Source organism: Dethiosulfovibrio russensis (assembly GCF_021568855.1).
GTDB lineage: Bacteria > Synergistota > Synergistia > Synergistales > Dethiosulfovibrionaceae > Dethiosulfovibrio > Dethiosulfovibrio russensis.
The window spans coordinates 1-21,698 of the sequence record NZ_JAKGUG010000002.1 but is presented as its reverse complement, the minus strand read 5'-3'; the positions used below and the strand labels follow the sequence as shown (position 1 = coordinate 21,698).

Annotated in this window: 18 protein-coding genes and 1 rRNA gene; 11 read left to right on the top strand and 8 right to left on the bottom strand. The window is 55.9% G+C overall.

All coding sequences use genetic code 11. The annotated features are described in order from the left end of the window. Nucleotides 1–132 precede the first annotated feature (132 nt). Nucleotides 133–3,117, top strand: coding sequence for a ribonucleotide reductase barrel domain-containing protein (locus L2W48_RS01930; RefSeq protein WP_236098938.1), 2,985 nt, complete (start codon nt 133–135; stop codon nt 3,115–3,117). A gap of 54 nt (nt 3,118–3,171) precedes the next feature. On the opposite strand, the gene L2W48_RS01925 is transcribed toward L2W48_RS01930, so the two are convergent. Further along, nucleotides 3,172–3,747 carry a hypothetical protein gene (locus L2W48_RS01925; protein WP_236098937.1) on the bottom strand — a complete coding sequence of 192 codons (576 nt, stop codon included), beginning with the start codon at nt 3,745–3,747 and terminating at the stop codon, nt 3,172–3,174. A 171-nt stretch (nt 3,748–3,918) separates the two neighbouring features. Here L2W48_RS01925 and L2W48_RS01920 point away from each other — a divergent pair, with 171 nt between their 5' ends. Genes L2W48_RS01920 through L2W48_RS01890 form a run of 7 tightly spaced genes read left to right on the top strand, consistent with a single transcriptional unit; the run spans nt 3,919 to nt 12,468 of the window. Continuing rightward, nucleotides 3,919–4,335 carry a chemotaxis protein CheW gene (locus tag L2W48_RS01920; RefSeq protein ID WP_236098936.1) on the top strand — a complete coding sequence of 139 codons (417 nt, stop codon included), beginning with the start codon at nt 3,919–3,921 and terminating at the stop codon, nt 4,333–4,335. Then, nucleotides 4,335–5,693, top strand: a complete 1,359-nt coding sequence (locus L2W48_RS01915) for a CheR family methyltransferase (RefSeq protein WP_236098935.1) — start codon at nt 4,335–4,337, stop codon at nt 5,691–5,693. The genes L2W48_RS01920 and L2W48_RS01915 overlap by 1 nt, the downstream gene beginning before the upstream one ends. A 15-nt stretch (nt 5,694–5,708) precedes the next feature. Next, nucleotides 5,709–6,212: a chemotaxis protein CheW gene (locus L2W48_RS01910; protein WP_236098933.1), complete on the top strand. Its 504-nt coding sequence runs from the start codon at nt 5,709–5,711 to the stop codon at nt 6,210–6,212. A gap of 17 nt (nt 6,213–6,229) precedes the next feature. After that, nucleotides 6,230–7,888: a methyl-accepting chemotaxis protein gene (locus L2W48_RS01905; protein WP_236098931.1), complete on the top strand. Its 1,659-nt coding sequence runs from the start codon at nt 6,230–6,232 to the stop codon at nt 7,886–7,888. A 24-nt stretch (nt 7,889–7,912) separates the two neighbouring features. Beyond that, nucleotides 7,913–10,066: a hybrid sensor histidine kinase/response regulator gene (locus tag L2W48_RS01900; protein ID WP_236098930.1), complete on the top strand. Its 2,154-nt coding sequence runs from the start codon at nt 7,913–7,915 to the stop codon at nt 10,064–10,066. Between the two features lie 12 nt (nt 10,067–10,078). Further along, nucleotides 10,079–11,092 (top strand): chemotaxis-specific protein-glutamate methyltransferase CheB, encoded by a 1,014-nt coding sequence (gene cheB / locus L2W48_RS01895; protein WP_236098929.1) that lies wholly within the window; start codon nt 10,079–10,081, stop codon nt 11,090–11,092. An 8-nt stretch (nt 11,093–11,100) separates the two neighbouring features. Beyond that, a complete protein-coding gene (locus tag L2W48_RS01890) occupies nt 11,101–12,468 on the top strand; it encodes a diguanylate cyclase (RefSeq protein ID WP_236098928.1) in 1,368 nt (455 codons plus the stop codon). Between the two features lie 64 nt (nt 12,469–12,532). Here the strand turns inward: L2W48_RS01890 and L2W48_RS01885 are convergent, their stop codons facing one another. Then, a complete protein-coding gene (locus tag L2W48_RS01885; protein WP_236098927.1) occupies nt 12,533–13,699 on the bottom strand; it encodes an iron-containing alcohol dehydrogenase in 1,167 nt (388 codons plus the stop codon). Nucleotides 13,700–14,003: 304 nt separating this feature from the next. Here L2W48_RS01885 and L2W48_RS01880 point away from each other — a divergent pair, with 304 nt between their 5' ends. Next, on the top strand, nt 14,004–14,780 hold the full coding sequence (locus L2W48_RS01880) for a transporter substrate-binding domain-containing protein (RefSeq protein WP_236098926.1): 777 nt from the start codon (nt 14,004–14,006) through the stop codon (nt 14,778–14,780). Between the two features lie 46 nt (nt 14,781–14,826). On the opposite strand, the gene L2W48_RS01875 is transcribed toward L2W48_RS01880, so the two are convergent. The 6 genes from L2W48_RS01875 to kduD all read right to left on the bottom strand — a co-directional run bounded on the left by L2W48_RS01875 (nt 14,827) and on the right by kduD (nt 20,118). Next, nucleotides 14,827–16,107 (bottom strand): TRAP transporter large permease, encoded by a 1,281-nt coding sequence (locus tag L2W48_RS01875; RefSeq protein WP_236098925.1) that lies wholly within the window; start codon nt 16,105–16,107, stop codon nt 14,827–14,829. Beyond that, a complete protein-coding gene (locus tag L2W48_RS01870) occupies nt 16,098–16,574 on the bottom strand; it encodes a TRAP transporter small permease (protein ID WP_236114984.1) in 477 nt (158 codons plus the stop codon). The genes L2W48_RS01875 and L2W48_RS01870 overlap by 10 nt, the downstream gene beginning before the upstream one ends. Nucleotides 16,575–16,645: 71 nt before the next feature. Continuing rightward, complete coding sequence (locus tag L2W48_RS01865) at nt 16,646–17,647, bottom strand: TRAP transporter substrate-binding protein (RefSeq protein ID WP_236098923.1); 1,002 nt, start codon at nt 17,645–17,647, stop codon at nt 16,646–16,648. 44 nt (nt 17,648–17,691) lie between these two features. Continuing rightward, nucleotides 17,692–18,525, bottom strand: coding sequence for a 5-dehydro-4-deoxy-D-glucuronate isomerase (gene kduI / locus L2W48_RS01860; RefSeq protein ID WP_236098922.1), 834 nt, complete (start codon nt 18,523–18,525; stop codon nt 17,692–17,694). Between the two features lie 33 nt (nt 18,526–18,558). Beyond that, nucleotides 18,559–19,323: an IclR family transcriptional regulator gene (locus tag L2W48_RS01855; protein ID WP_236098921.1), complete on the bottom strand. Its 765-nt coding sequence runs from the start codon at nt 19,321–19,323 to the stop codon at nt 18,559–18,561. 27 nt (nt 19,324–19,350) lie between these two features. Beyond that, nucleotides 19,351–20,118 (bottom strand): 2-dehydro-3-deoxy-D-gluconate 5-dehydrogenase KduD, encoded by a 768-nt coding sequence (gene kduD / locus L2W48_RS01850; RefSeq protein ID WP_236098920.1) that lies wholly within the window; start codon nt 20,116–20,118, stop codon nt 19,351–19,353. 228 nt (nt 20,119–20,346) lie between these two features. On the opposite strand from kduD, the gene L2W48_RS01845 reads away from it, so the two are divergent. Beyond that, a complete protein-coding gene (locus L2W48_RS01845) occupies nt 20,347–20,757 on the top strand; it encodes a hypothetical protein (RefSeq protein ID WP_236098919.1) in 411 nt (136 codons plus the stop codon). Nucleotides 20,758–21,219: 462 nt separating this feature from the next. Then, nucleotides 21,220–21,698, top strand: a 16S ribosomal RNA gene (locus L2W48_RS01840); the annotation flags it as partial.

Genomic DNA, 21,698 nt, shown 5'->3' with positions numbered 1-21,698 from the left:
GGTCAATATGCCGGGCCTCTCGCCTTTTTTGAAGTATAATGAGGATGTTAAGTCGTCTATGCCCCTATATGTAGGGGTATTTTTCGTTTTTACACTCTAATTATGATGTGTTAAGGATATGGAGGATGTATCATGACCAAAGAGGATAGGCGCTACAGGGACCGTTTCGATCCGTCCGTCGACGTGAATATGTTGGAGAATCCCCTTATTCCGAGGCAGTCGGAGAACGCCGCCTGGCTGCTGGATCAGAGGTATCTTCTGAGCCGCTACGACCGGGCGGAGGGGAAGGTTCGAAAGGAGGCGTCCTTCGAGGAGTTCGCCCGAAGGGTGTCTCGTGTCATAGCCTCGGTGGAGACTTTATACGTGGGCGAGGACGATCTGAACTGGATCAGGGTTCTCGAGAAGAATCTTTTCTCCGATATATTGAACCGTCGTTTTCTGTTCAACTCCCCCTGTCTTTTCGGTGCCGCCGCCGGTATGACCGTCGATCCGGCTATGTCGGAGCTGATCTATCGGTCGCCCGACGATATGTCCTATTCGGATTACGTGGCGGTGAGAGACGGCAAGACCGAGAGCCAGCAGCTTTTCGCCTGTTTCGTCATTTCCGTGGAGGACAGCATCGAGGGGATTTTCGATTCGGTAAAGGACGCCGCCGTCATAAGCAAGTACGGCGGAGGGGTCGGCGGCAATTTCGGCAATCTGAGGGAGTTCGGCTCGGATATAAAGGGAGGCACCGGCGGCAAGGCCAGCGGTCCGGTTTCCTTCATGGAGACCTGGAACACCATGGGTTCCGTGGTGGTCCAGGGAGGACGTCGCAGGGCCGCTTTGATGGGGATGCTTTACGACGATCATCCCGACGTGGAGCGTTTCATGGACGCCAAGGTGGAGGACGGCAAGCTGCCCTATTTCAACATTTCCGTTTCCGTCTCGGACGAGCTTCTGACCAAGGCAGCCCAGGGAGGGGATTTCCACCTCCGTTCCAGGGCGGACGGTTCCGTCGCCAAGACGGTAAAGGCCGCCGATCTGTGGGATAAGCTGTGTCGCAACGCCTGGCGCAGAGGGGACCCCGGCGTGTTCTTCGGCGACAGGGCCAACGTGGACAACATCCTGAAGAAAGACCCCCAATGGCGCATAGAGTCCACCAATCCGTGCGTTACCGGAGATACCTGGGTTATGACCGACGAGGGACCCAAGCAGGCGGTGAATCTGGTCGGAAGGCCGACGACTCTGCTGGTGGATGGCAAGGGTCACGAAACGGAGGGTTTTTTCTCCACAGGCGTAAAACCCGTCTTCGAGCTGAAGACCAAGGAAGGACATTCCCTAAAACTAACCGCCGATCATAAGGTTATGGTGGATACAGACGGAGAATGGAGCTGGATTCCTGCCGGAGAGCTTTCCGAGGGAAATATTTTGAGGCTTCACGATCATTCCGGCGAAGGAAAGATATCGAAAGTGATGTTCGATTCCCTGGTTCCTTGTGGGGAGGAGGAGGTTTTCGACGTTCAGGTGCCGGGGGTAAACGCCTTCGACGCCAACGGGCTTTACGTCCATAACTGTGGCGAGCAGCCGTTGCCTAATTACACCAGCTGCAACCTGGGATCGGTTAACCTGGAGGCTTTCGTGTCAAGCGAGTCCAGCGGAGAGGCTGTCTTCGACATGGATTCCTTCGTGGATCAGGTGTTTCGGTCGGTCTACTATCTCGATCTGGTTATAGATGCCACGTCCTATCCGTTGGAGCGGATCGCCGAGCGCACCAAGATGATACGTCCCGTAGGGCTTGGCCTGATGGGGCTTGCCGACGCCGCCATAATGCTGGGGATCTCCTACGGTTCGGAGAGCTTCAACCGGTTCTGCCGCTCTCTGGGAGGAACCATGGCCTCGGCGGCCCTGGCCGCCACGGTCAGGATAGTGTCTGAGGAGGGAAAGGATCCCTTCCCGGAGCATCGGTTGGTGTCGGACCTCATGGAGAGCTTCCGCTGCGAGGCCGGATTGCCCGATGCTGTGGACCGTTGGTTGGAGCGGATGGACGAGGGCGGCTTCAGGGAGCTGCTGGAGCGTATGAGGCGGACCGACACGGTTCCCTATACACTGGTTAACACCCTGGAGGCCCTCTTGAGCGCCGCCTCGGTTCACAGAGGCGACGGGATGGGGCTGGTCCGAGAGGTGCTGGAGGCCCTTTTCTCCGGCAGGATGAGAACCAGCCGTCGTCTCAGCGTGGCTCCGACCGGGTCCATATCGATGTTGCTGGACGCCAGCCCCGGTATAGAGCCCAATTTCGCCTGGAGCTGGAGCAGAAAGGTGATGTCCGCCACCGGGGACGGAGGCTACGAGACGAGGGAGTATTTCCACCGTCTGATGACGGCGGAGCATAAAGACGAGTTCCGTCGCACCGGCGGGATCTCCGACCCCCGTTTCGTCACCGCTTACGACATAGGCACCGATTCCCACGTGGAGGTTACCGGGATCTTCGCCGCCGTGGTGGACAGCGGCATCAGCAAGACGGTGAACTTGCCATCGGAGGCGACGGTGGACGACGTCAGGCAGGTCTACGAGGACTGTTACCGCATGGGATGCAAGGGTATCACCATATATCGCGACGGTTCCAGGTCGGATCAGCCCATAGAGGCCAAGAAGTCCGACGAGCCGGAGAAACGGCCCCTCAGTTCCAAGGTGAAGGAGCGTCCGGGCAGCATCGTTTTCGGCAAGACGATAAAGGACGTGACCCCCTGGGGCAGCATGTACGTGACCATAAACTACGACGGCGACGATCCCTTCGAGGTCTTCGCGTCTCTGGGCAAGAGCGGTTCGGAGATGAAGAGCATGACCGAGGCCCTGTCCCGGGTGATCTCCATAGGTCTTCGTAGCGGCGGCAGGCTGGAGGATTTCATTTCCACCTTGAGGGGCATTTCCGGCAAGGAGTACTGGCTTTTCGAGTGCGACGACGACAGGGTCGTCCGTTCGATCCCGGACGGTATAGCCATCCTCATGGAGAAGCTTTCCGGACTGGGCGGCGAAACGTTGAAGAATGTTCCCAAGTGTCCCGAGTGCGGTTCTCCCATGGAGATGGTGGGTGGCTGCGAGTACTGTTTCAGCTGCGGCTACTCGCCCTGTAAGTAGAGAACGGAAAGAGAAGATCAGAGGCCCCGGCTTTGCCGGGGCCTCTGATCTTCGCTAGGCGGTATAGGTTGACTGTTGTTTTCTGTAGGCGTCGCTGTCTTTGAACGATAACTCTGCGTCGACTTGGGCGAGCTGTTTTTCTATGCTTTTGCGCTGTTTCTCGTCTCCTTGTGCGTTTTGAAGTTGTTTTTGAAGCTGGGCCCTCTGTTGCTTTAGTTTCTTTATCTCCGCGTCGACGCTGTCCGTGTTCACTGTAGAGGACGATGAGTTCTTGTCGTCGTTTTTTTCCGGTTTGTTCCCGCTTTTTTGTGTGCTATCGCCGGTTTTCGAAGATTCCTGACTTTCCTCTTGTTTCTCTGTTTGCTTTTCAGCCGTGGCGGGAGTGTCTACGGTAACCTTTGGGTTGCCGTTTTCGTCTTTTTCCATCCTGTAAACGCCGGAAGCCTGTTTCTGCTCGTCGTCGCTTGGGATGTATTTATCTTGCGTTCCTGCCGATGTGATGTTTTTATCCGGTTCCGCTTTTGTCTTGCCGTCGATCTTTCCCTCTGCTTCTTCGTCTCGAGCCCTTTTTATTTGCTCTGAGTATGGATTTTGCTGTTCGACGGTGCTTCCTACAGATCCTATCGACATATAAGAACCTCCTCGCTTATAGCTTATAAAGTTTATTCTACGCCTTTTTCAGCATAGTTTCAATGTCAAGGCCATGGGGAGATAAGGCTAAACCGGCTCTGTCTAGGCGATTCGGGGCTGTTTGGGTGCTATACTTGTTTTAGTTTTATGTCTTTTTAGGGGGCTGTCCGTATGGGGTATTTTCTGAGATTTTACGTGGGTTCCAGGAGTTTTGCACTCCCCGTGCACGAGGTGGATAGAATAGTTCCGGCGGTGGCCGTATCCCCTTTGAACGAACCCCACTCGGTGGTGGCCGGGATGATCAACGTCGAGGGCGAAGGGGTGCCGCTCTACGATCTTCGCAGTGTCTATCGAGAGCCCCAGGTAGAAATGGGGCTGGACCATCGTTTCATACTGATTACCTGGAAGGACAAATCCGTAGCCCTGTGGGTCGACGGAGTGGACGACGTGGTCTCCCTTTCGGAGGATCCCGTCGAGCTGCCGGGGTCGGATCGGATGGCCTCCATGGTCTTCGACGACGACATTTTTGCCCTGTCGGTGGTGTCCTCCGAGGAGATAATGGATCTGGCAGAGAGGGTCGCCCGATAATGTCCGAAGCTCTCGGTCGGTTGTCCGATTCCGATCTGGATACGGTGGTTTCCCTTTTTTCCCGCAGGTTCGGACTGGTCATGGGGTGGGACGAAATAAAGGCCAGGGATAAGGCGGCCTCCTTGATCGGGGAGCTCTCTCGCAAGCTGGGGGAGACACCGGAGGAGGTTTTTCGTCTGATTCGGAAGAGGTCGGACAAGGCCTTTATGGACATGATCTCGCCTCACATAACGGTTGGTGAGACGTTTTTCTTTCGGGATAGAAAGGCTCTCGATGCCTTTGGTCGGGAGATCGTTCCCCGTCTGGCCTCCAGGGCTAAGAGGCCGATTAACGTCTGGTCCGCCGGATGCAGCACCGGAGAGGAGCCTTATACACTGGCCATGATAATGGATCATTCCATTTTGGGACTGGCGGGAGGTTTCAGGGTTTACGGAACGGATCTTAACGAAAACAGCTTGAAAAAAGCTCGTCAGGGTATGTATGGTCGCTGGTCCTTTCGAGGAATGAGCGATATCGAGATATCGCGATATTTCGATGTCGTCGGAGACGACCGTTTCAAGGTTAAAGATCGTTACAGGTCCAGAGTGTCCTTCGAGTCGGCCAACCTGGTTTCCTCGAGTCCTCTTCGGCTTCGGCGGGAGGACAAAATGGATGTCATATTCTGTCGTAACGTGATGATGTATTTCGACGAGGCCAACAGAAAGAAGGTCCTTCGTAGCTTCAGAGAGGCCCTTTCACCGGATGGATGGCTGGTCGTGGCGGCCTGCGAGATTCCCATATTGGACGGTTCTTCCTTTCACCCGGTCAGAATGGGGGAACAGACCTTTTTCACGGTCGAGGAGGGGCCTTCTGCTCCTCCTGAGCGTTATCTTCTGGATTCGGCCGTATCGGAAATCGAGCCGGAGGTCGAGGCTGTTTCCGATGTGTGGTTTGATCTCGAGTCGGAAACGGAACCGGAGTTCGAGCCGAAGGTCGAGGCTGTCCCGTCCTGCGACGGCGATCTGATTCGGTCTTTGGCGGATAGGGGAATGTCGGATGAGGCACTGGAACTCTGTCTTTCATCGGAGAACTCCACCGATCCCTACGTCCACTATCTGATGTCGGTGATATATCAGGACAGGGGAGAGCTCGATTTCGCCAAGGATTGCCTCAGGAAGGCCCTTTTTCTCCGGCCGTCTTTCGTGATGGCCCATTTCGCCCTTCTTGGAATAGCGGTGTCCCAATCGAACGATAGGGATCGGGCCAGACACATCAGAAATGTGGAGGAGCTTCTGCTGCAGATGGCGGAGGACGAGCCCGTTCCCTACGGAGAGGGTGCCACGGCGGGAGATCTGCTGTCGGCTTTGAAGGATCTGTGATGCGAGGTGAGTGATATGAGAAGGGACGTGTCAGCTGTTCTCGAAAGTAGGGCTCAGGTTCTGGCTTCTAAAAGGGGGGCGTCGTCGGAGAAATTGGAGGAACTGATAACCTTCAGATTGGGACGGGAGACCTACGGCGTATCCTCCGATTGGGTCGGAGAGGTCTTTCCGGTCAAGGAGATTGCCGAGCTGCCCGGAGTTCCCGGTTTTATCGTCGGGGTGGTGAACTTGAGGGGAAGGATAATATCGGTAAACGACCTGGCTCTTATTCTGGATGTGCCGGTCGAGACCGAATCGGACCGTTTCGTTCTTGTGCTGAGTTTCGACTCGATGGAGATGGGCCTTCTGGTGGGATCTCCTGTGGACGTCATGACCGTGCCTTCCGACTCTATGATTCCTCCCATACCGAGTTCCTCCGGTGCTATGGACTATATATCGGGGATATCCGGAGACGTTATAGTGTTGAACGGGGCGAAGATACTTTTCGATAAAAAATTGTCCGTAGACGGAGAATTGTAGTTGCAGGAGGCTTTGTTATGAAAAAACTTAAAGTGAAGGACAAGGTTCTTTGGGGGGTCGGAGCGATGGTGGCCATAGCTCTTGCCCTAGGTGGATTGGGGTTTTACGGTATATCCCGCCTATCCGATACCATGGAGGAGATAAAGGACAGCAAGATTCCGGCTATAAGGATTTTGAAGGATCTGGAATTCAACAGGATGGTTTTGAGGGTGGAGAGCGTCTCGGTGAGAGACGGCATGGACCTCCGGGAGCTGAACGGCATCGCCAACAGGAGGAGGGATCTGTCCTCCAGGATGGACCGACTTTGGAGCGATCTGATGTCCCTTTCGGCAGGGCTCGGAGTGGACGAGGCTAACAAGTCAAAAATAGGAGAGGTCTATAAACAATGGCGGGGTACCCACGATGAGCTTGACCGTATCATCGCCTCCATATTGAACGATACCTCCGGTCAAAGAAAGACCCTTTACGAAAAGTATGGCTCGGCGGTGCTGTCGATTCTCTCCACCTCCGATTCCCTAGGAGAGCTGTTGGATGGTCTGGCCTCGGATATAAACGAGGAAATAGACATCGAGGTGGCCTCGGAGCAGAGTTTGGGCCATCATCTCTCTACCGTCAGCCTCGTCGCTGTTGTCTTCGGAGGGCTCTTTGGATTTATGCTGGCATACGGCATAATTTCGTCCGTGGCACATCCCATCGCTGAGGGAGTGGCTCTTATAGTCAGGCTTAAGGACGGAGACCTTCGGGAGGACGTGCCGAAGGAGTTTCTCGAAAGGGAAGACGAGATCGGCGAGCTTGCCCGGTCCATACAGGCTCTCACGGAGGATATGAGACGGCAGATACTGGCCATGGCGGAGGTCTCCACTTCTCTCTCGGCCTCGGCCTATCAGATATCCGCCGCTGTCTCTCAGGTGACTGCCAGTGCCGAGGAGACCTCTACCGCTGTGGTAGAGACCACCGCCACCATGGAAGAGGTGCGGTCCACCGCGGCGCTGACCGATAAAAAGAGTACCGACGTGGCTGAGAGCGCCAAAAACGGCATAGAAGTGGTTAAAAAGGGAAAGGATGCTACCGAGAAACTACTGGGCGGTCTGAAGAAAATAGGCGATCAGATGAACTCCATCGCCAAGACCATAGTGCGTCTGAGCGAGCAGAGCCAGGAGATCGGCGAGATCACCGGCACGGTGGAGGATTTGGCGGAGCAGTCCAACCTCTTGGCGGTGAACGCCGCGGTGGAGGCCGCCAAGGCCGGGGAGGAAGGCAGAGGTTTTGCTGTTGTGGCCCAGGAAATAAAGGCCCTGGCCGAGCAGTCCAAGCAGTCGGCCAAGGAGGTCCAGAAGATACTCAGGGATATCCAGAAGGCTACCGATGCCGCCGTAATGGCGACGGAACAGGGGGCCAAGGCGGTGGAGGAGGGAGGAAAGGACGCCGTTCCCTCCAGGGCCTCTATCCAGGAGATCACCAAGGGGTTCGGGGAAATGTCTCAGGCCGCTACCGTCATAGCTAGATCTAACAACGAGCTTCTCGACGGCGTGGATCAGGTGCTGATAGCCATGGAGAACGTCAAAGAAGCGGGAATTCAGAACCTGGCCGGTATGAAGGACGTCGAGAGTTCGGCTAAGGGGCTTAAAGATATGGGGCAGACCCTTTCGAAATTGATCGACCGATACCAGGTCTAGTCTCTTGAATACGGAGAGTCGAAGTTGAATTCCTCCGATTTGGAGTTTCTTCAGGAGTTGCGGCAGGATTTTCTCCTGGAGGCTCGGGAGCATCTTCAGACGATTACGTCGGGGCTTCTGGATCTGGAGCGATCCGAGGTCCCCGAGGAAAAGATCGTCGAGTCGGTATACAGGGCGGCTCATAGCCTTAAGGGGGCGGCCCACGCGGTCGAGATGCCCAAGGTGGCGTCTCTGTGTCAGTCTATGGAGGGGGTTTTCTCCAGGGTCAAGGAAGGAAGCCTCTTTCTGGAAAAAAAGGACTACGATCTGCTTCAGAGGTCCATGGACTGTCTTTCCGTCCTGATAGAGGATCCCGACGGGGACGACCGGGAGGCCAGGGTTCTTGCCAAGTCTATGGACGATCTGAAGGGCGGTTCTCCCAAAGAGATAGATCCTCCTATGCCGATGGAGGAGAAGGCTCCGCCTCCGTTGGAGGAGCAGCCGAAGGGAACGGTTGGAGACACAGTAAGGGTTAAGTCGTCCAAGGTGGACTCGTTGCTTCTCCAGGCGGAGGAGATGATCTCGGTCAACCTGGCGATGGACCAGAGGATAAAGGAGGGGCGGGAGCTGCTGTCTCTGGTGGAGGACTGCAAGAAGGCCCTGCACCAGGAGGACATGGAGGCCCTGAGGTCGTCCTTTTACGCTGTGGAGGGCGAGATAAGAAAAACCATAAAGGCTCTCTCCATGGACGGAAGATCGGCCAGAGTGCTTCTGGATCGTCTTCTGAGCGACGCCAAGGCGGTGGTGATGCTGCCGTCCTCTACCCTTCTCCAGTCTTTCCCCAAGATGGTAAGGGATCTGTCCAGAAACATGGGAAAGGACGTCGATTTTCGGATGACCGGCGGAGATGTCGAGGTGGACAAGAGGATTCTCGAGGGCATGAAGGATCCCCTCATCCATCTGATAAGGAACGCCCTGGATCACGGCATAGAGAGCCACGATGAGAGGATAGTCTCGAACAAAAATCCGGTGGCCTCTCTGAGCCTTTCCTTCTCCTATACCTACGGTGGTCAGATCGAGATAGTGCTGTCCGACGACGGTAGAGGTCTGGACCGGGATAGGATAGCGGAAAAAGCGGTGATCTCCGGTCTGATTTCCCAGGATCAGGTTCTGTCCATGGAGGACGGCGAGGTTCTGGATCTGATATTCCGTTCCGGTTTTTCGACCAGCAAGCTTATCACCGACGTCTCCGGTCGAGGATTGGGGATGTCTATAGTCAGGGAGAACGTGGAGCTGCTGGGAGGGAGCATATCCCTTTCGTCCCAGTCAGGCGAGGGAACTTCCTTCAGAATCAAGCTTCCTCTTTCCATGGCGACTTTCAGAGGGGTTGTGGTGGAGGAGTGGGGAAGGTCCTTCGTGTTGCCCACCTCTCAGGTGGTGAAGGTGACCAGGGTCGGATCCGATTTGGTTCGGAGTCTCGAGGGCAGGGAAGCGGTTGACGTTGACGGGACGACCTATCCTCTGGCCAGATTAGGGGCGGTTTTGGATCTTTCCGGAAACGGTAGGGACGATAACGATAAAAACCAGGCCTTCCCTGTAGTGGTGGTGTCCTCCGGTACAGGCGTGTCCTTTGCCTTCGCCGTAGGGGCCGTCGTGGGGGAGCAGGAGATCCTTCTCAAGGGACTGGGCCCTCAGATGGTAAAGGTTCCCTTTGTCTCCGGTGCCACCGTGATGGGGTCTGGAAAGGTGGCTCCCGTTTTGAGAGTCAAGGACCTTATTCAAAGAGCCTCCGAGAGGAAGTCCACCGTAGCGACTGCCGTCGAGTCTGAGGAAGAGCCCACTTCGGTGTTGCTCGTGGAGGATTCCATAACCTCTAGAACCTTGCTGAAGAATATATTGACCGCCTCGGGATATATGGTACAAACTGCGGTGGACGGCAGAGAGGGTTTTGATCTATTCTCCAGGGAGTCTTTCGACATAGTGGTTTCGGACGTGGAGATGCCCGGAATGAACGGTTTCGAGTTGACCAGGGCTATACGGTCGCATGGGTCGAAAGGGGCGGTTCCCGTGGTGCTGGTAACCTCCTTGGACAGCCGGAGTGACAGAGAGAGAGGGGTGGAGGCGGGAGCCGACGCCTATATAGTCAAGAGCAGTTTCGACCAGACGAAGTTGTTGGATGTCATGAGGCGGTTGCTCTAAGGAGATGTTCCTATGATAAGGGTTTTAGTGGTGGACGATTCGATAGTCCTCAGAAAACTGATCTGCCGGTTGCTGGTCAAGGACCCCGATATAGAGGTGGCTGGTCAGTGCGAAAACGGTGAGCAGGCACTGAGTTTCGTCCTCTCCAACCCTGTGGACGTGGTCACCATGGATATACAGATGCCGGTGATGGAGGGGTTTCAGGCTACCAAGAGGATAATGGAGGAGAAGCCGATGCCGGTGGTGGTGGTCAGCTCCTGTCTGGAGCCGGACGATGTGGAAAAGACCTTCAAGGCCATAGAGGCCGGAGCGGTGGCGGTTCTGCCCAAGCCGTCCCATCGGGCCGGAGGTTTCGAGGATTACGGAGAGCAGCTTCGCAGGACGATAAAGGACGCCTCTCTTGCCTCCGTAGGAAAACTTCTTTCATGCCGTATCGATAGATTCGGCGAAGTGGATTGTAAATCTATAAAGACGGTGGTGGTAGGGGCCTCCACAGGAGGACCTCAGGCTTTGGCCGGGATGCTGTCGGTCATTCCCGGGGATTTTCCCGCTCCGCTCTTCGTGGTGCAGCATATAGCCTCCGGTTTCCTGGAGGGGATGTCCCAGTGGCTATCCAGTTGTACCGACTTGAAGGTAAAGGTAGCGAATAGCGGGGAGAGGCCGTCTCCCGGAACGGTCTATCTGGCTCCGGAAGGGCGTCATATGGAGATCTACGACAGGGAAATCCGCCTATCCGATGGACCTTCCGAACACGGAGTAAGACCGTCGGTCTCCGTTTTGTTTAGATCTATTCCTTCGTCTCTGCGGTCCGTTTCGGCCGGTGTGATCTTATCCGGAATGGGGATGGACGGAGCCCGAGAACTCAGAGATCTTAAGGACGACGGAGCCATCACCTTCGCTCAGGACAGGGAGAGCTCGGTGATATGGGGTATGCCCGGAGAGGCGGTCAGGCTATCCGCCGCCGACAATGTGCTGTCTCCCGAGGAGATCGGGAAGGCCCTATCTCTCTGTGCCAGGAAAGGATGAATATTTTCATGACTTTTAGCGGATCTGTTCCCGTGGTCCAGATCGTCGAGGACAGTCTTACTCAAGCGAAAAGGCTTGAGAGGTTGCTCAGATCTCATGGTTACGAGGTTACAGTGGCTCGTAACGGAGCTTTGGGGCTGGAGATGGCAGGCAAGGTGAAGCCTACCGTGGTTATAACCGACGTGATGATGCCGGAGATGGACGGCTACGAGATGTGCCGGAAGATAAAGGACGATCCGGAGCTTAAGGATACCCCGGTGGTGATACTGACCTCCCTCTCCGATCCGGGGGATGTCATAAAGGGTCTTCAATGCGGAGCGGATAACTTTCTTACCAAACCCTATCAGGACGAGCACCTCCTTCGCAGGCTGCAGCATATACTGACCAACCTGGACCTTAGACGGTCCGGTCAAGCTCAGATGAGCGTCGAGGTGTTTTTCGGAGGGGAGTATCACAAGCTGACCGCCGACAGGATACAGATAGTCGACCTGCTTCTGTCGACCTTCGAGGCAGCTGTGATGCAGAACAGTCAGCTTCAAAAGTTGTCCGGAGATTATCGTAACGCCCTGGACGACGTCAAGAGGGTTCAGGCCAACTTCCAGACCATAATGGAGACCACCGGAGACGGGGTCGTCGTGGTGGACGATGCTGGGTTGGTCCGTTACGTCAATCCCGCGGCGGAGCTGCTCTTCGAGAGTTCCAGCTCGGAGATGATAGGTAAGCCCTTTTCCTACGACGTGGACGAAGACGGTGACTGGGAGATATCCATAAAGACCTCGAAGGGCGAGATCTACGTGGACATGAGGGTGGTCGGATCCAACTGGGACGGAGATTTGGTGAGGCTGGCGACCTTGAGGGATATATCCGAGACGGTCTGTCTCAGAAAGAGGCTGGAGGAGGAGGCCACCACCGATGCCCTCACCGGTCTTTATAACAGAAGAGGCTTTATGACCATGGGACAGAGGATTATAGAGGTGGCCGACGAGAGGGGGCTGGATGTCCTTTGCGTCTTCGCGGATCTGGACGGATTCAAGAGGGTCAACGACGATTTCGGCCACGACGAGGGCGATAAGGTTCTCAAGGAGGCGGCTGAGGCCCTGGAAGATGTCTTCAGGGAATCGGACATAGTCGGCAGGGTAGGAGGGGACGAGTTTGCCGTTATCCTTCTCGACGACGGACAGGATTGCGAGGAGAGCATAAAGCGGAGGATCGACGAGAAGCTGGAGTCGGTGAACCGCAATCCGGAACGGTGTCCTTATCCCATGCTTATGAGCGTTGGAATACACAGGAGAAAGTCCGGTTCAGGATCCAGCCTTTCCGACTTAATGATAAGGGCGGACAAAAAAATGTACAGTTCCAAGCCTCCCCGGCCTTAATCTCGACCGGACAAGAAGAAAGAGAGCGCCCGGATCTCATCGATGATCCGGGCGCTCTCTTTCTTTATCTACACAGTTTCAGTATCTCCAGCGCCTTTTCCGTGGTGATCGGTACGAACTGGCCTACCGGGCCGTTCCAGTTGCTCTTCTCGGCCATCTCCTCCAGCCGGTCGTCTGGAACGCCGAGTTCCTCCAGGGTCACCGGCATGCCTATGCTACTGAAATAGTTCTCCATGACGGCGATTCCGTCCAGAACGGTCTTCTCCGGGTTCCAGAAGTCGGGTTCCAGACCCCATACCCTATGGAAGAAGCGGACGAAACGGGCCACGTCGTGACTGTAGACCGCCTTCATCCAGGCGGGAAAAACCACCGCCAGACCGGCCCCGTGGGCCACGTCGTAGATGGCGCCTATCTCGTGCTCTATTCTGTGAGATGCCCAGTCTCCTATACGTCCCGTGTCCAGTATGCCGTTGTGGGCTATGGTGGAGGCCCACATCAACTCGGCCCTGGCGTCGTAGTTCTTCGGGTCTTTCAGAGCGATGGGAAGGTATTTTATCACGGTCTGAAGGGTTCCCTCTATCAGTCTGTCCGTAAGGTCCACGTTGGGTTCGTTGGTGAAGTACCTCTCCATCAGATGGGCCATTATGTCGGTGCCTCCGGCGGCGGTCTGGTAAGCCGGAAGGGTGGTGGTAAGCTCCGGGTTGAGTATGGCGAAGGCCGGACGGTTGCGCTCGCAACGGAGGGCGTGTTTCAGCCATCCCTCCTCCTTCGTTATGACAGACGAGGTGCTGGTCTCGCTGCCTGTGGCGGAGATGGTCAGTATGCATCCTACAGGAAGGCCCGCCTCCGGCATGACTCCCTTGTCGAAGAAGTCCCAGACGTCGCCCTCGTATGGAGCCCCGACGGCTATGGCCTTGGCCGAGTCTATGGCGCTGCCGCCCCCGACGGCCAGGACAAGGTCCACCGACTCGTTTCGACACAGCTCTATTCCCTTATAGACCAGAGATAGCCTTGGGTTGGGCACGACCCCTCCGAGCTCAACGAAAGATACCCCCGCTTCTTCAAGCGATTTTGCTACTCTGTCGTAGAGGCCGGTTTTCTTTATGCTTCCTCCGCCGTAGTGGAGCAGGACTTTTTTAGCCCCTCTCTCAGCGACTTCCCGGCCGACCTGTAGTTCCGTTTCTCTGCCGAAGATTATTTTGGTAGGGCTCTCGTAGACGAAATCTTTCATAGGTTCATTCCTCCTCTTTTCTGCGATGCGGTTCCGTGCGACGAACCGGAGTTCCATGTAACAGTATAGCACTGCCGAAAAGCGATTGACTTTTGCAGGCTATCCTGGTAGCATTCTCTACCAACGACGACGATGGAGGAGGTCCCTTTCTATGAACTTCAGCCTACTTTTCTTTAGCTTTAGCCAAAACAGCGGGGGCCCTCTGTCGGTCGGCGTTTAATTGCCGTTTGGCTGAAACTAGGGGATCCCCGTTCAGGGGGTCCCTTTTTTTTATGCACCGTACAAAACGAAGGAGGGGTACTATATGAGAGCAAGGCTGAGACGCGGTTTGTTGGGGTTGTCTTTGGTGCTGGTTTTCGCCGCGGTGGCGGTGGCGGCCCAGGGAAGTCTGTTGGACGAGATCGTCCAGAGGGGTGAGCTTAGGGTCGGCATGACAGGGGATTACAAGCCCTTTACCTACAGGGACGGAGACGATTGGTCCGGTATCGACGTGGATCTGACCCGATCTCTGGCGAAGACCCTGGGGGTGAAGGTCGTAATAGTTCCCACCACATGGAAGGCAATCACCGACGACCTGATGGAGGGAAAGTACGATATCGCCATGGGAGGCGTGTCGGTCAAGATGGACCGTCAGAGAAGAGGGCTCTTCTCCATTCCCTATTTCGTAACCGGTAAGACTCCTATAACCAGGGCGGAGAACGTGGATCGTTTCCAGACACTGGAGCAGATCGATCGACCGGAGGTCACCGTGATAGTCAACCCCGGCGGCACCAACGAGAGGTTCGCCAGGGCCCACCTGAAGAAGGCTAAGATAATAGTCTACGACGACAACGTGACCATCTTCGACAAAATAGTGGACGGCACTGCGGACCTCATGATGACCGACGGGGTGGAGACTTTGCTACAGCAGAAGCTCCGTCCGGAGCTGAAGGCTGTCCATCCCTACGAGCCTTTCGACCGTTTCGAGAAGGCTTATCTGATGCCTAGAGACATTATATGGAAGGAATACGTGGATCAGTGGCTCCACACGGCGGAGCTCACAGGAGAGCTTCAGGCGGTTTGCGACCGCTGGTTGAAATAGTCCGATTTGCGACGGCTGCGCCGTCCCGGATTTTCCGGGACGGCGCTTATCTTGCCAGGGCGGGAAGCCAGGTCGAGATGGCGGGGACGAAGGTAACCAGCAACAGGACCAGCAGGTTGCACAGAATGAAGGGCAGGGCGTGCATGAATATGTCTGTTATGGACATTCGACAGATCTTGTTGCAGGCGTTCAGGCACATCCCCACCGGCGGGGTTACCAGCCCTATCGCCAGGCCGGTTATCATGATGGCGCCGAACTGAAGCTCGCCCACTCCGATCCCTCTCATCACGGGCAGGAGGATGGGGCACAGCAGCAGTATGGCCGGAGCCACGTCCACGAAGGTCCCCACCAGGAGTATTATCAGGTCCAGCAGCAGGAGGATCCATATTCTGTCCACGTCCAGGTTCAGGAGAAAGTTGCCCACCGTTGCCGGAACCTGTTCCACCGACAGTATCCAGACGTATATGGTGGAGAATCCTACCACGAACATCACGGCGCTGGAGCTGAGGACGGTTTTTTTGAGGATTTCCCTGAGCTGTCCCATGTCCAGTTCTCTGTAGACGAAAAATCCCAGCAGAGCGGCGTAGAGCACCGCTACCCCGGCGGATTCGCTGGCGGTGGCTATGCCGAAGGACACGGAGAGGACTATTATCACCGGCATCAGCAGGGCCAGAACCCCGTCCTTGGCGGTTTTCACGAAGTCGGATCGATCGAAAGGCGTCGGTTCCGGGTGGTAGCCTCTTTTTTTCGATATCATCCAGACCAGAGTCATCTGGCTCACCCCTATCAGTATTCCCGGTATCAGCCCCGCCAGGAACAGCGATCCCACCGAGGCTCCGGACACCATGGCGTAGAGGAGCATCGGTATGCTGGGAGGAATTATCATTCCCATGGTCGAGGAGGCGACCGTGACCCCGGCGGAGAAGCCCTTGTGGTATCCCGCCCTCTCCATCTCCGGCACGAGTACCGATCCTATGGCGGACGTGTCCGCCACGGAGGATCCGGTTATCCCTCCGAAGATCATGCTGGCTATTACGTTGACCTCTCCCAGTCCGCCCCTTATGGGTCTGACCAAATAGAGGCTGAAGTCCAGTATCCGTCTGGTTATTCCTCCGTTGTTCATGAGCTCTCCCGCCAGTATGAACAGAGGCAGTGCTATGAGGACGTAACTGCACGATCCGGACCAGATTCTCTGGGCGAAGATGCCCATGAAGGCCGGTTTTGCGATTATGAAGTAGGCCGCGGCCGAGGCCCCCAGAGAGTAGCATAGGGGAATACCTATGACGACGAATACCAGGAATGTGCCGAGAAGGATGGTTATGCCCATGATTTGCTCCTGAGAAGTTCCACCAGCCTGGTCGCCTCGAATACGGTGACCAGTACCAGATTGATCGGGAATAGGAAGTAGATACATTTCTTGGGTATCCTGAGGCCCGGGGTCGGTGTGTCTCCGACCTTGTCGATCCAGTTGATGCAGACCTTCAGGAGAACCAGCTGAAGTGCTATGACGACTATTATCTGAACGACGGACAGAACTCTCCTGCCGGAAGGCGACAGCCTGTCCGTGATGGCGTCTATCCTTATGTGTTCGTCGGTCCTTACCCCGAGGGCGGCCCCTAGATAGGTGGTGGCCATGAACAGTACCGATATGGACTCCTCCGCCCAGATGTAGGTTATTCCAAATACGTAGCGGCTGAAGACGAGGGCTATGACCCCCAGGGTCATGGCCGCCGTTACGGCTATGGACGACGCCGTCAGGATTCGCTCGAGCCTTTCGGTGAAACGCTTCATCATGAAGAATCTCCCTCCGGTTATAAAAAAGGCAGGAGACCGTTGGCCTCCTGCCGGATGCCGTCTTCGGTTCTCTAGTTGGCGGCTGCCTCTCGAATTCTGTCGATCATCTCCTGGGTGAACATGCCCTTGTCTATGTAGTATTCGTAGACCGGCTGTACCGCCTCGACGAAGGCCTGGTGCTGTTCGGATGTGAGGGAGTTTACCTCCATCTTGTCTTTCAGGAAGGTCATGCACTTGGCGTCGTCCTCGGCCACGATCTTGTCGCTGACCAGCATCATCTCTTTAGCCGCGTCCTTGAGGATTTTTTGGTCCTTCTCGTCAAGTCCGTCGAACCATGTCTTGTTGACGTAGAACATCTCGGCGTGATACTGGTAGTTCACCAACGTGAGATATTTCTGGACCTCGTAAAACTTCATCGAGACTATGTTGGTGAGGGGGTTTTCCTCGCCGTCGGCCACGCCGGTCTTCAGGCCCATGTAGGTCTCTATGAAGGGAATGGACACCACGTTGGCTCCCAGGGCCTCCATGGTCTTGACTATGGTGGACATCGGCGGGGTCCTCATCTTGAGGCCCTTGAGGTCCGAGGGTTGTGTGATGGGTCTGACGTTGTTGGTTATCTGCCGGAAGAGTCCGGAGTCGCCGGTGGCGAGTATGACCATTCCCGCCGGCTCCACCGATTTAGCGATTTCCTCGCCGAGGGGGCCCCTGGTGACCTTGTGGATACCCTCCATGTCGGAGAACAAAAACGGCATGGAGTAGATCTCCAGAAGAGGCGCCGCCTCCTCGAAGCCTCCGCTGCGGAAGCCCTCGACCGAGCCGAGTTTTACCGCCTCGAGGGTCTCCATCTCGGTTCCCAGCTGGCCGGAGGGATAGAGCTGTACCTCCACACGGCCTTCGGTCTCCTTTTCCACGATTTCCTTGAACACCACCAACGACTTCTGACGGAACGTGTCGGCCGGCATGGAGTGGCCGATCTTCATCACAGTCTTGGCCGATGCGGCGGTCTGGGGAAGACCCCAGGCCATGGTCAATGTCAAAGCAGCTGTGCACAACACCGTTATCGCTTTTCTCATCACACAATCCTCCTTAATGGGTATTGGTGAAACGTCCGGTTCTATTAACGCAGCTCTTCCATAGGTATATGGTCCATGTCGGTGAATTCCTGATTCTCTCCGACCATGCTCCAGATGAAGCTATAGTTCGAGATCCCGGCGGCGCTGTGGATGGACCAGCTGGGGTTGATTACCGCCTCTTCGTTTCGGACCATGATGTGTCTCGTCTCTGACGGTTCGCCGAAGAGGTGCATGGCCAGGCCGTCCTCGGGAAGGTCGAAGTAGAAGTAGACCTCCATCCTCCGGTCGTGGGTGTGGCAGGGCATGGTGTTCCACACGTTTCCGCTCTCCAGCTGGGTGAGTCCCATCATGAGCTGGCAGGTGGTGCAGACGTCGGGATGGATGTACTGGTTGATGGTGCGGACGTTGGCCTTCTCCGGCTCGCCCATCTTGACCTTCTTGGCCTTTTCTATGTCGATATAGCAGTTGGGGTGGTTGGTGTGGGCCGGGGCGCTGCTGAAGTACATGTGGGCCGGGTTGGTCGGGTCGTCGCTGGAAAATGTGACGTCCTTCTGTCCCATGCCGAGGTAGAGTCCGTCCAGAGGCTTGAGGTCGAAGGTCTCTCCGTCCACCGTCACCGATCCGGGCCCTCCTACGTTTATGATTCCCAGCTCCCGCCTCTCCAGGAAGTAGCCGACGCCCAACTCCTTGCCGCACTCCAGCTTGAGGGGCTCCTTGGGGCAGGCCCCTCCTGTGATGATTCTGTCCACGTGGCTGTAGACCATGGAGGTCTCTCCGAGCACGAACAGGTCGGTTATGAGGAAGTCCTTCCTCAGTCGGTCCGTGTCGTAGCACTTGAAGTCCTGGGGGTGCACCCCGTGTCTGACGTCCAGTTTCATGTTTTTTCCTCCCGTCTTATTCTTTCCCGTAGATCAGCTGGCGCTGTAGCCCAGTTGGTAGGAGATTAGCCTGGCAGTGGCCAGGATCCTCTTTCCCAGAGGCTCTATCTTCTCGTCGGTTATCCTGAATATGGGGCCGGTAAGGCTCACCGCCCCGACAGGATATCCGTCTTTGTCCATCACCGCCGAGCCTATGCATCTAACTCCCAGATCGTTTTCCTGGTCGTCCATCCCGTAGCCTATCGTTCTGACCTGGGCTATCTCCGATCTGAACCGGTCCTTGTCCACCTCGGTTTTCTCCGTTTTGGGCTGGAACTCGGTGGTCTCCATGTAGAGTTCGAACTCGTCCTCCGGCAGGGCCGCCAATATGGCCTTGCCAGCCGAGGTGCTGTAGAGTTCTAATCTCGATCCTATTCTGGAGTCCATCCCGGTTGGACTGTAGCTGTGCATCTTCTCAAGGTAGAATGCCTCTCCCTTTTCGTAGATGAAGAGGTGAACCGTCTCCTTCAGGTCCTGGATGAGCTCCTTTAGATGGGGTCTTGCGATCTTGGCCAGTCCCGTCTGGAGCTGGTAGGAGTTGGCCCACTCCAGACTTCTGGGGCCCAGGCGGTAGCGACCGATTTCGTCTTTCAGAACTACGTAGTTATCCTCACAGGTTCCCAGGATGCGGTGTACCGTGGTCCTGGATAGCCCGGTTCCCTCGGATATCTCCTTTATTCCGGCGTAGTCGTTCCGTTCGGATAAATAGGAGAGTATGTCGAAAAGCCTTTGCAGCACCCGGATCCCCTGTTTTTCCATTTGAAGTCCTCCTAGTTGTCCATGTGCTCAGCGGGATAGCCAGCCTCCGTCAACCGGGAATATCGATCCGGTGACGTAGTCCGAGGCGGCGGAGGCCAGAAAAACCGCCATCCCCGCCAGATCCTCCGGCGTTCCCCATCGTCCAGCCGGTATCCGACCCAGTATCTCGGCGTTTCTGATCTCGTCGGCCCTGAGGGCCGCTGTGTTGTTGGTGCTGATGTAGCCCGGGGCTATTGCGTTGACCTGTATGCCCTGGGGCGAAAGCTCGTTGGCCATGGCCCTGGTGATCCCGGCGACCGCCGATTTGCTGGCGGTGTAGGATGGCACCCTTATGCCTCCCTGGAAGGTGAGCATCGATGCTATGTTGATGATCTTGCCCTTTCTGCCCTCTTTTACCATATGGCCCGCGGCCGCCTGGGACAGGAAGAACAGGGCGTTCTGGTTTATGTTTATGACGTCGTGCCAGTCTTTTTCGTCGAAATCGAGCAGATCGGCCCGGCGGATTATCCCGGCGTTGTTGACGAGCACGTCCACTCCTCCGACCTCGTTCCATATGCGGTCGACCATCTCGTTGAGTCCGGCTCTGTCCGATCCGACCAGGTCCATCTCGTAGAGGGTGAATTTTCTGCCAAGGGCCTCGATCGCTTCCTTGGTCTCCGGCATTGCGCTGTGTCCCAGACCGACTATGTCCGCCCCCGCCTGGGCCAGACCTACCGCTATACCCTGACCGATTCCGGTTCTTGCTCCGGTTACCAGGGCTGTTTTCCCCGAAAGGGAGAAGTTTTCCAGGATCATGGTCTCATCTCCTTGTTTTTTGGTATTCTGATTCCGCATGACGGATCCATGTTCCGCTTGAGTTACATTATAGTCCGTTTCTGTCCCTTTGCAAGAGCGAATCCACTGCGAGGTCGTCTCGATCTCGCGGTGGAAACTCGGACGTGCGATTTTAAAAAGTCTCCTGTCCGTTTTTTTGCTAGAATTTCCACCGAGATCTCTATTTTTTCGCTATCTGGAAGGGGCGTGTTGATTTTGATGTTTCTAGGTCCGGTTATAATGACCGCCGCCGTGTCGGCATTGGTTACCGCTATAGGGCTCAAGTTGGCCTGTAGGGGCATGTTCGGGGTGGCCCCAAGCTACGGTAACGCCTGGCTGGCAGCCTTCGCCGGAGCTGTGGCCGCCTCGGTGCTGACTCCCATGCTTGGCTCGGTGTTGCATATGTGGTTCGGAGGCTTTCTCGGTTTCGGTCTGGTGGCCTTTTTCGTACAGGCAGCGGTGTTCAAGGGAATTCTCCGTCTGCCTGGAGGACGTGGACTTTCCTTCGGGGAGAGTTGCTTGGCCTCTCTGTTGGCGGTTTTGATTCTGATGGTGCTTTCCTTTCTTTTAAGGGCTATTCTAGGCATATCGTTTTTAGCCGGAGGAGCGTGCTTTTTATAGGGTACCTCTAAAAACTCACGTCCGAGTTTCCGCTGAGAGGTCGTTTCGGCTCCGCCCTGTCTCGCCCAAACATATTTTCGACCTGCCTGTTTCGTACGGACCGCCTCGGAGGGCACGTCCTGTGCCCCCTCGGCTTGGGGCGACGTCCTGTCGCCCCATCCGTACTACACGACGGCAATTTCGGAAATACGGGCTCGAATGGGCTCCGCCGAAACGACCTCTCCGCGGAGCGGCGTTTTTAGAGATGCCCTGTAGCTGTTTTATAGTGATCCGATGTGGCTGAGAGAGCTAAGAGAAATCGAAACAATGAAACAAGAAATTGGTGGTTGACGGATGGAGTGTCTGTGGTGTATTATTCCTTCTGCGCCGCTGAGCCGGCCGCCTCGTAAGGTAGCTGTAACAGAGGGCGCACGAACATTGACAGCCGAAAATGGGGAAACAGAAAAGCGAAGCCAAGTGAATTTTATGGAGAGTTTGATCCTGGCTCAGGACGAACGCTGGCGGCGTGCTTAACACATGCAAGTGGGACGAAGGTATGAACTTGAAGGCTTCGGCTGGACGGTACATATACTGAGTCGCGGACGGGTGAGTAAAGCGTGAGGACCTGTCCATCAGAGGGGGATAGCCCCGGGAAACCGGGATTAAAACCCCATAAGCCTAAGGGTGAAAGGGAGCAATCCGCTGATGGAGGGTCTCGCGTCCTATCAGGTAGTTGGTGGGGTAAGGGCCTACCAAGCCGAAGACGGGTAGCCGGACTGAGAGGTTGACCGGCCACATTGGAACTGAGATACGGTCCAGACTCCTACGGGAGGCAGCAGTGGGGAATATTGGGCAATGGGCGCAAGCCTGACCCAGCGACGCCGCGTGAGGGAAGACGGTCTTCGGATTGTAAACCTCTGTTGCAGGGGAAGAAGGAAGTGACGGTACCCTGCGAGGAAGCC

Coding starts and splice junctions, on each gene's coding strand:
- L2W48_RS01870 (WP_236114984.1), bottom strand. CDS start 16,574: ATGATGAAGCGTTTCACCGAAAGGCTCGAGCGAATCCTGACGGCGTCG.
- L2W48_RS01875 (WP_236098925.1), bottom strand. CDS start 16,107: ATGGGCATAACCATCCTTCTCGGCACATTCCTGGTATTCGTCGTCATA.
- L2W48_RS01865 (WP_236098923.1), bottom strand. CDS start 17,647: ATGAGAAAAGCGATAACGGTGTTGTGCACAGCTGCTTTGACATTGACC.
- L2W48_RS01905 (WP_236098931.1), top strand. CDS start 6,230: ATGAAAAAACTTAAAGTGAAGGACAAGGTTCTTTGGGGGGTCGGAGCG.
- L2W48_RS01920 (WP_236098936.1), top strand. CDS start 3,919: ATGGGGTATTTTCTGAGATTTTACGTGGGTTCCAGGAGTTTTGCACTC.
- L2W48_RS01890 (WP_236098928.1), top strand. CDS start 11,101: ATGACTTTTAGCGGATCTGTTCCCGTGGTCCAGATCGTCGAGGACAGT.
- kduI (WP_236098922.1), bottom strand. CDS start 18,525: ATGAAACTGGACGTCAGACACGGGGTGCACCCCCAGGACTTCAAGTGC.
- L2W48_RS01880 (WP_236098926.1), top strand. CDS start 14,004: ATGAGAGCAAGGCTGAGACGCGGTTTGTTGGGGTTGTCTTTGGTGCTG.
- L2W48_RS01855 (WP_236098921.1), bottom strand. CDS start 19,323: ATGGAAAAACAGGGGATCCGGGTGCTGCAAAGGCTTTTCGACATACTC.
- L2W48_RS01910 (WP_236098933.1), top strand. CDS start 5,709: ATGAGAAGGGACGTGTCAGCTGTTCTCGAAAGTAGGGCTCAGGTTCTG.
- L2W48_RS01885 (WP_236098927.1), bottom strand. CDS start 13,699: ATGAAAGATTTCGTCTACGAGAGCCCTACCAAAATAATCTTCGGCAGA.
- L2W48_RS01915 (WP_236098935.1), top strand. CDS start 4,335: ATGTCCGAAGCTCTCGGTCGGTTGTCCGATTCCGATCTGGATACGGTG.
- L2W48_RS01930 (WP_236098938.1), top strand. CDS start 133: ATGACCAAAGAGGATAGGCGCTACAGGGACCGTTTCGATCCGTCCGTC.
- kduD (WP_236098920.1), bottom strand. CDS start 20,118: ATGATCCTGGAAAACTTCTCCCTTTCGGGGAAAACAGCCCTGGTAACC.
- cheB (WP_236098929.1), top strand. CDS start 10,079: ATGATAAGGGTTTTAGTGGTGGACGATTCGATAGTCCTCAGAAAACTG.
- L2W48_RS01925 (WP_236098937.1), bottom strand. CDS start 3,747: ATGTCGATAGGATCTGTAGGAAGCACCGTCGAACAGCAAAATCCATAC.